We start from the raw sequence: 8,331 nt of genomic DNA, 5'->3' as shown, positions 1-8,331 counted from the left end.
GTTGAAGAACGACAAGGTGGACGCCGCGACCCTAGCTCAGCTGCTGCGGGCGGATCTGCTGCCGGAGGCATGGATCGCGCCGCTGGACGTACGGCAGCAACGCGCGTTGTTGCGGCACCGCTGCCAGCTGGTGCGGCTGCGGACCCGGCTGCGCAACCGCGTCCACGCCGTTCTGGCGGACCACGGCTGCGACCGGCCCGGCAGCTGCTTCACCGCCCCGGGGCGGGCCTGGCTGGGCGGCCTGGAACTGCCGGACGTTTCCCGTCGCGTGATCGACGATCTGCTGGGCCTGATGGACGTCCTCAAAGAGCCGATCGACGCCCTCGACCGGCAGCTGCTCGCGCAGGCGCGGGGCGACCCCCAGGTCAAGGCGCTCACCCGGCTGCCGGGGGTCGGCACGCTCACCGCCTTGATGATCGTGGCCGAGGTCGGGGACATCACCCGCTTCCCCTCCGCGCGCAAGCTCGCCGCCTGGGCCGGGCTGACGCCCACCGTCCGCGGATCCGATCGAACCGTGCGGCACGGCCACATCTCCAAGCAGGGCKCGCCCTGGCTGCGGTGGATCTTGTGCGAGGCCGCGCAGAGTGCGAAGCGGTCGCCGGAATTCGCCGCCGCCTACCAGAGCCTCGCCCACCGCCGCGGCAAGAAGATCGCCACAACGGCGGTGGCTCGCCGACTGCTCACGCGTGCCTATCACCTACTGCGCGCCGTGCAGGATCAACAGGGGGTGCGATGACAGCAGCCGATGACAACCGCCAGGGGCGGTCGCAGACCCCGGGTGAGCTCGCAAAGCTGCATGAGACGGCCCGATGGCCGCGCTCGATGACCTGACTGAGCAGCCCGGATCCCCGCACCATGGTCATGGCGCCGGCCTGTGCGGCCGGATGCCGAATGGGTGTTTGTGAGACCACTCCGCCGACCAGCACGGACTCCGGGGATCGCAACGACCGTATCCGCGAACATCCGTGACGCTTCCTCGGCCCCCATTGTCGGCCGCCGCTCGTCGGCCTCCAGCTCGTTCGTCCTCGCCCCGCTCGTTCCTCGCGGGGCTCCGGGCGCTCCAACTGGACCCCTCCCACGCGGCGGCCCCGCAGACAGACACGAGGAAGAGCCACGAGGAAAACGCCCCGGCATCCCACCGAAAGCCGCAGGCGGGGACTGTCTGCGCCCCTTGACAGGCCCGGCCCTCATGGGTGCGGTTTTCTTAGAAGTTTCTTTGCCTAATTTGGTTGTCCAAATTGGCTAGGGCAACCCGATTTGGAAAGAATGAGATCAGCACCAACCACCACCCAGCGCCGCCCCGACCGGGGCGGCGCTTCCCATGCCAGCAAGGAGAGAACGACGTGCCCTACATAGACGCCGCCACACGCGCCATGGCGGCCGGCACCCCGGTGCGCGCCTACAAGCACGACGGCGGCGACCTGTCCGTGATGGATTGGTTCTGCGGCGCAGGCGGCTCCTCCCAAGGCGCGCACGCGGTCCCGTTCCTGCGCGTCGCCCGCGCGGCGAACCACTGGAAGCAGGCCCTGAAGACCCACCAGTACAACTTCGCGGACGTCGCGCACTACATGGGCGACATCCGCAAGGCCCCCGTCTGGTCCTGGCCGGTCACCGACCTGTTCTGGGCCAGTCCGGAGTGCTTCCCGGCCGGGACGCAGATCCTCACCCGGCGCGGCATGGTCCCCATCGAGGACGTCCAGCTCGGTGACGACGTGTTCACGCACGAGCGCCGATGGCGGCCGGTCATCCGGACCATGCGCAAGAGGGCCGAGACCGTGATGGTCAAAGGCGTAGGCCACGCAGGCGGCATCGAGACCACAGCAGAGCACCCCTTCTACACCCGCCAGCGCACGAAGGTCTGGAACACCAAGCCACGCGGCTACCGGTGGCGCCTGACGGGCGAGCCCGAGTGGACCGAGGCCAAGAACCTGGCCGGCCGCTTGTGGGCCGCGCCGCTCGATTTCGGCGAGGAGCTGCCGGTGCCGGCGGTCGGCGGACGCAGCATCGACCAGACGCCTGACTTCTGGTGGATGGTCGGCCGCTGGCTCGGCGACGGCTCACTACGGCTCCGGCCGAAGACCGGTGACGGCCTGGCCCCGCAGCCCCGCCGGACCTCCCAGTCGGCGGGCTCCCCGTGCATCGTGTGCGGCGGCAGCGCGCGCCCGCACGGCAAGAGCACGACCGGCCGGGTCTCCCCGTACTGCTCCGATGAGTGCAAGCAGACGAACAAGCGGCAGAACCCGAACCGCGGCCGGTACGAGCTGACCATCGTGTGCGCCTTCGAGGAGGCTGACGAACTCGCCGAGCGCCTGCAAGCTGTGACCGGACTCCGCTGGGCGCGTCGGGACCTGCGCACCGCGGCCGCCTTCGCGACGGCCCACCGCGGCCTGGTCGAGTGGCTGGCTGAGCACTTCGGGCAGCACGCTCACGGCAAGACAGTCCCGGCCTGGGCGCTGACGCTGCCAGTCGAGTCGCGGCGGGCGCTGCTGGACGGCTACCTCTCCGCGGACGGCAATACCGGCAGCGTCTACACGCAGACGTCCACGGTCTCCAAGCGGCTCGCGCTCGGACTACGGATGCTCGCCAACTCTCTCGGCTACGTGGCCAACGTGTCCGGCCCGTACAGCCGCAAGGGCGTCCGGAAGATTGAAGGCCGGGTCGTCAACGAGCGTCCGCAGTGGCACGTGAACTGGATCGCCGCTGGCCCGAAGCACGCCTTCCACGTCGACGAGGGCGGCTACCGGTGGGCGCCGGTCAAGTCGGTCGAGCCCACAGGCCGAACGGTCGAGGTCTTCAACCTGAGCGTGGCCGAAGACGAGTCGTACGTGGCCGACGGCATCACGGTGCATAACTGCACGAATTGGTCCGTGGCGAAGGGGAAGAAGCGGTCGTTCGCCAAGGCTGTGCAGGGCGACCTCCTCGACCTCTACGCGGACTTGGAAGAGGAGAAGTTCAAGGCGGCCGACCAGGAGGACGACGGGCCGACGCAGGAAGAGGAGGAGAGCCGGGCCCTGATGGAAGAGGTGCCCCTTTACCTCCGAGGCGTCATCGAGCGCGGTGGCTTGGTCAAGGCCGGCGTCGTCGAGAACGTGATCGACGTCCGCTCGTGGGCCGAATGGGACCGCTGGCTCGGCGAGTTCCACAAGATGGGCTACCGCACGAAGGTCATCGCCCTGAACTCGATGCACGCCGACCCGCGCACGGTCCACAAGGCGCCGCAGTCACGTGACCGGCTGTACGTCGCTTACTGGCACAAGAGTCTCGGCCGCACTCCGGACTGGGATAAGTGGCTGCGGCCCAAGGCGTACTGCGCGAGCTGCGACGAGATGGTTTCCGCTCTGCAGGTCTTCCGTAAGCCGGGTCAGGACATGGGCCGGTACCGGTCGAGCTACGACTACCGGTGCCCGCGTAAGTCCTGCCGCTCGCTCGTCGAGCCCGAGGTCCTCCCGGCCGCGGCGGCGATCGACTGGTCCATCAAGGGCACGCCGATCGGCTCCCGCCCGAAGTCGAAGGACTGCCCGGAAGGTCTGGCCCCGAACACGATGGCCCGCATCCGGGCCGGGATCAACCGGTACTGGCCGCGCCCCGGCGGCCCGGCCGGCGAGGACGAGCAGGACGCCCTGTTCAGCGACCAGCTCGACGCCGCCCGCCTCGCCCCGCTCCTCGTCCCCACCGGCGGCACCTGGCGCAAGGGCGCGACCAGCACGGACGTCCCCATGCCGACCCGCACGACCGTCGAGAGCGACGGCCTGGTGATCCCGCCCCTGCTCATCCCCTGCGAGGGCCGCGACGGTAAGAAGGCCATGCGCGTGGACCAGCCGCTGCGCACCCAGACCGCGCGAGCCGAAACCGCGGTCGCCTACGTGCCGTTCGTGGTGCCCATGCGCGGAGGCGGCGACAAGGAGAAGGCCCGGCACATCGGCCACCCGGTCCACACCGTGTCGGCTGGCGGCAACCACCACGGCTTCGTGACCGCCCCGGACCCGCTCCTCGTCCCCTACTACGGCAACGGCCAGGCCCGGCCGGTCGGCGAGCCCGTCGGTGCCCTGCCGACCCGCGACCGGTACGCGCTGGTCGACGGCGAGGGCAACTACGACGTGTCCCGGGTGCTGTTCAGGATGCTCCAGCCGAAGGAGATCCAGCGCGCGATGGCCTTCGCGGACAGGTACAAGATCCTCGGCTCCAAGCGCGACCAGGTGAAGCAACTTGGGAACGCGGTCACGCCGAACGCGGCCGAGGTGTTGCTGTGCGCGCTGGTCGAGTGCATCACGGGCGAGGAGATCGACCGGTACGCGATGGCCGTCTGACCTGCGGTTTTCTTAGAAGTTTCTTTGCCTAAACGACTTGTTAAAACTGGCTAGGGTAAGCCGTTTTGGAAAGAATGAAAGTAGTTCAAACCACACCAACCCCCAAGGAGCGCGAAATGGCCGTCACCCTCTCCCCCCTCGCGACCGGCACCAAGGTCTGCGCCATCGGCACCGACTGGGAGGCCGAGGTCGTCACCTCCGAACTCGCCCCCGCCCGCTTCCACAAGGGCCACCTACGGAAGTCGGTCCTCCGCTGGACCGTGGACGTCCCCGCGGCCGGCATCCGCAAGGGCGAGGAGCACGTCTGGGTGCAGATCCCCGGCCGCACCCCCCGCTTCATCGTGACCGCCGACAACTGAGCCAGGCCGGACGGCCACCCGGCCGTCCCCTGCGCAGGCGGCACGCCCCCAGTGCGTGCCGCCCGCCCAGGAGCCGCCAGCCGCCCCACCAGGGGCCGGCTCACCACCACCAAGAAGGAGCCACGGAATGGCCAGCATCGCCCGCCCCACCCGCCTCGGCGTCATCAGCAACGGCGTCCTCACCGAGGACGGCAACCCGTTCAACCTGAAGTACGCCGTCCTCGCCGCGCAGCCCGGCGACGTCCTCGAGGACGTCACCACCCCGAATTACGTCGCGGGCGGCGCCCTGTACCGCACCGGCCTGGTCGTCGACGCCGACCAGCGCGGCCTGGGAGTTGCCTGGCCGATCGAGTCGGACGCCGCGGGCCAGGGTCGCGCCACGGTGCGCGCCTCCAACGAGGCCGCCGTGGTCCACGTCCACGCGACGATCAGCCCCGGCCTCGGCTCGTTCACCATCGACGGCATCGGCGTCAGTAGCGAGCGGGAGACCAAGGACCGTATCCGCGCGGCCGTCGTCAATAGCGGCTACGGCTGGCCCATGGGCCGCGTCACGGTCACCGTCGAGAAGACCACCGGCCGCCCCGCGGGCAGCGCGTACGACCTCGCCATCGCCTGCGCGATCCTCGGCGCGGCCGGCCACTACGGCCTGGACGCCCTGACCCGGACCGTGCTCATCGGCGAACTCGGCCTGGACGGCCGGGTCCGGCACGTGGACGACGTCCCCGCCCGCATCCGCACCGCCCAGGCGGCCAGCTTCCTGAACTTCCTCGTGCCCGTCGCGGACTTCGACGAGGCGAGCCAGAACACCGACGTCACCGTGCTCGGCCCCAGCACCCTCGGTGCGGCCATCGGCTTCCTCGAGGAGATGGGCCAGGCGTGACCCGCACACGAGGCCGGGGTGCAGGCAGCGCACCCCGGCCTCACCTCCCCATCCAACCAGCCCCAGAGAGGCAACCCGTGAACGAGTTCCCGCCCGACGTCCACCTCGCGGTCTACGGCTCCGACCGCTTTCCCAAGCCGTCACCGTTCGCCGAGCACGGCTACCTGTTCACCGTCCCCGGCAACTACCCGGACGACACCCCGGCCCACACCAACGTCACCGACTGGGAGATGGCCGTCTACCGCACCACCGACGACGCAGACAAGTGGGAGGTCCGCGACGTCAACGGCAACCGGCGCGTGTGGGCAACCGGCGGCAGCCGACGCGAAACGATCGGCCTGGCCTTCCTGGAGATCGCCCGCCTGCGCCGCATCCAAGCCGCCGAGATCGGCAGGAAGCGCGAGGCCGCCGGCCTGGAACCCGTCCCCCCGTACGCGGTGGAGATCACCAACAGCGTCACCCTCGTCATCGCCCCGACCACGATCGCCGTCCTCGAACGCATCGAGCCCGCCGAGGGCGACGCCCCGGCCCGCTACCACGTGCACGACGCCGAAGGCGGAGAGTCGTACGTGATCAGAGAGGCCGACGAGGTCACCCTGCGCACCACCACGATCGGCGTCCTCCACACCCGCTGCGACCACAACCCTGAGGTGGCCGCCCGCTTCGAGGACGAGCCGGGCGCCCTCATCTACGCCGAGTACGGCCTGAGCACGTGCTGGCCGTGCGACCAGCTCCCCGAGGACTGACCCCGCCCCGGGGCCGGGGGCAGGCAGCGCCCCCGGCCCCACCCCTACAGAGGAAGGAACCACTCCACATGACCAGCAAAGCCTTCTGGACCGAGTACTTCGAGGACGCCTACCGGGACGCCGCGAAGAAGCGGCGCGAGGTCATCGACCGCGGCCTGCTCCTCATCGCCCACCTGATCCGCGAGGAACTGCCCGCCGCCACTGCCATCACCGTCAACGGCAGCGTGCTGACCACCGTGCGCGATGGCGAGGACACCATCTGGCGGTTCAATGACGAGGCCACGAGCGGCAAGCTGAGCGACCCGACCCGGGCACACATCCGGGACACGCTCCTGGACATGCTCACCTTCTACCGCTTCGAGAAGCTGCTCACCGCGGCCGACTGGAAGCCGCTCCCGCACCTGTCCGACGCGTTCCTCGTCGCCCTGCCCGCCGACCCCGACAGAGACCAGAAGCGGGACGCCGCCCCGGCCGCCAACGCCCGGCCGCACGGCACACCGGGCGAGGACGCCGGGAAGTGCGCCCAGTGCGGCCGACTGCTGGTCTGGGACAAGTCCGGTAAGCGCGTCAACGACATGGCCGGCGAGTACCTGTGCTTCGGCTTCCGACCGGCCGGATCACGGTCCGCCGTCCATGTCCTGACCGAACCGGCGGCGGCCAAGACGCAGCCGGCCATGCAGCACTGACCCCACACGCGAGGCAGTGAGGGCCGGGGAACAGGCAGCGTTCCCCGGCCCTCACTGCTGTTCTACCGCGCCCACAGGGCGCAGACCACCACCACCCCCGACCCACCCGAGATAGGACGCCACAGATGGCCACAGGATGGACGATCCGCCCGCTCCGCCTCCCGGACGAGCACCTGCCGACCGGCACCCGAGACACCGACTGGCAGTGCCGGACCTGCACGACGGCCTGGCCCTGCGAGACCGCCGGCGAGTTCCTCAGACAGAGCCGCTGCACCTGCGGCGCCACCACATGGTGGGAGACCCGAGGCCCACGGAACTGGCACATCGGGCCCCGCTGCTACGCGGCCGCCGACGTCGCCGTACGGCAGGCCGCCGACCTGAAGGCATACCGGGAAGCGCACCCGAAGTACCCGCCGTCCCACTACTACCCCGCCAAGCCCCGGCGCGCCCGTCGGCAGAAGCCGCCGTACCGGCACACCCCGACCGGACCCGGCGACATCCGCCCCGGCACCTGGACGTGGGCCAAGCCCGGCGCCCTGCACCCCGGTTGGGGCGACATCCACCAACTCGCCATGGTCACCCGGCCCGGCCTGCCCAAGTGCGAGGTGTGGCTAATCCTCGACGGCACCGTGCACGACGTGCGAGCCGACCAGCTCATCCTGTCCGGCGGCCCCCGCAAGAACCGGCCCGCCTGGTGGGAGTGGACGGTCGCCGCCCACCTCGAGCGCCAGGAGCCCGCAGGCCAGGCGCCCGGGAACCGTACCGCGGTCCAGCCCGCACTGTTCAACGACCCCGCGGCCGTCTAAGCCTCGATCCACCGACGTGCTCTGAAGGTGATCTCTTGATCGTTTTGTGAGCTGGTTTCGGTCGGTGATCGTGGATGGGCAGGTTGTTTCTGCTGGTCTGCCCAGCTTTTCCACGGTGCGGTTCCGGTCGAGCCCTGGCGGGCGGGGTGGGCAGGGGGATCAGGCCAGTGCGGGTGGGTCGTGGACGGTGTCGAAGAGGTGTGTCCAGGCTTGCTCCCAGGGCCAGTTGCAGGGCAGGTGCAGGGTGATGCGTCGTGCGGATCGCGCGATCCGGGCCGGGACCTGGACCAGGTGGGCCCGGAGGGTGGCCGTGGTGGCCTTGGCGTGGAACGCGGAGGCCAGGGAACCTGCGGCCCGCAGCAGGTTGTAGGCCATCGCCCACAGGGTCAGCCAGGCCGCGTTGGCGTGGAAGTGCCCGGACGGCAGATGGGCCAGGGCCCCGGCCTTGCTGTCCGCGATGACCTGCTCGACCACGGCGTGATGGCGGTGTTCCCGCTCGGCCTGCAGGGTTGCGGCGGGCTGGTCGGTGAAGAAGGGGTGGTAGCGC

General features: G+C 70.1%; 8 protein-coding genes. 7 read left to right on the top strand and 1 reads right to left on the bottom strand.

Annotation, left to right across the window (positions count from 1 at the left end; translation table 11 throughout):
- The 7 genes from DIZ27_RS43155 to DIZ27_RS43125 all read left to right on the top strand — a co-directional run.
- Positions 1-736 (top strand): IS110 family transposase (locus DIZ27_RS43155; protein WP_219933737.1); only part of this gene is annotated, 736 nt, incomplete at its 5' end.
- A gap of 607 nt (positions 737-1,343) precedes the next feature.
- Positions 1,344-4,307, top strand: a complete 2,964-nt coding sequence (locus tag DIZ27_RS43150; RefSeq protein ID WP_109383740.1) for a DNA cytosine methyltransferase — start codon at positions 1,344-1,346, stop codon at positions 4,305-4,307.
- Between the two features lie 116 nt (positions 4,308-4,423).
- A complete protein-coding gene (locus DIZ27_RS43145; protein ID WP_109383739.1) occupies positions 4,424-4,666 on the top strand; it encodes a hypothetical protein in 243 nt (80 codons plus the stop codon).
- Positions 4,667-4,793: 127 nt separating this feature from the next.
- Positions 4,794-5,546, top strand: a complete 753-nt coding sequence (locus DIZ27_RS43140; RefSeq protein ID WP_109383738.1) for a magnesium chelatase domain-containing protein — start codon at positions 4,794-4,796, stop codon at positions 5,544-5,546.
- A 77-nt stretch (positions 5,547-5,623) separates the two neighbouring features.
- On the top strand, positions 5,624-6,292 hold the full coding sequence (locus tag DIZ27_RS43135; RefSeq protein ID WP_109383737.1) for a hypothetical protein: 669 nt from the start codon (positions 5,624-5,626) through the stop codon (positions 6,290-6,292).
- A gap of 68 nt (positions 6,293-6,360) precedes the next feature.
- The gene (locus DIZ27_RS43130; protein WP_109383736.1) at positions 6,361-6,978 is read left to right on the top strand and encodes a hypothetical protein; all 618 of its coding nucleotides are present in this window, start codon (positions 6,361-6,363) and stop codon (positions 6,976-6,978) included.
- A gap of 125 nt (positions 6,979-7,103) precedes the next feature.
- Entirely contained in the window at positions 7,104-7,784 is a 681-nt protein-coding gene (locus DIZ27_RS43125) for a hypothetical protein (protein ID WP_109383735.1), read from the top strand.
- Between the two features lie 159 nt (positions 7,785-7,943).
- Here the strand turns inward: DIZ27_RS43125 and DIZ27_RS43120 are convergent.
- Positions 7,944-8,331 (bottom strand): transposase (locus DIZ27_RS43120; RefSeq protein ID WP_181384000.1); only part of this gene is annotated, 388 nt, incomplete at its 5' end.

It is taken from the genome of Streptomyces sp. NWU339, from assembly GCF_003143855.1.
GTDB lineage: Bacteria > Actinomycetota > Actinomycetes > Streptomycetales > Streptomycetaceae > Streptomyces.
Note: the sequence above shows the minus strand (reverse complement) of the source record. Positions and strands in the feature narration are given on the sequence as shown.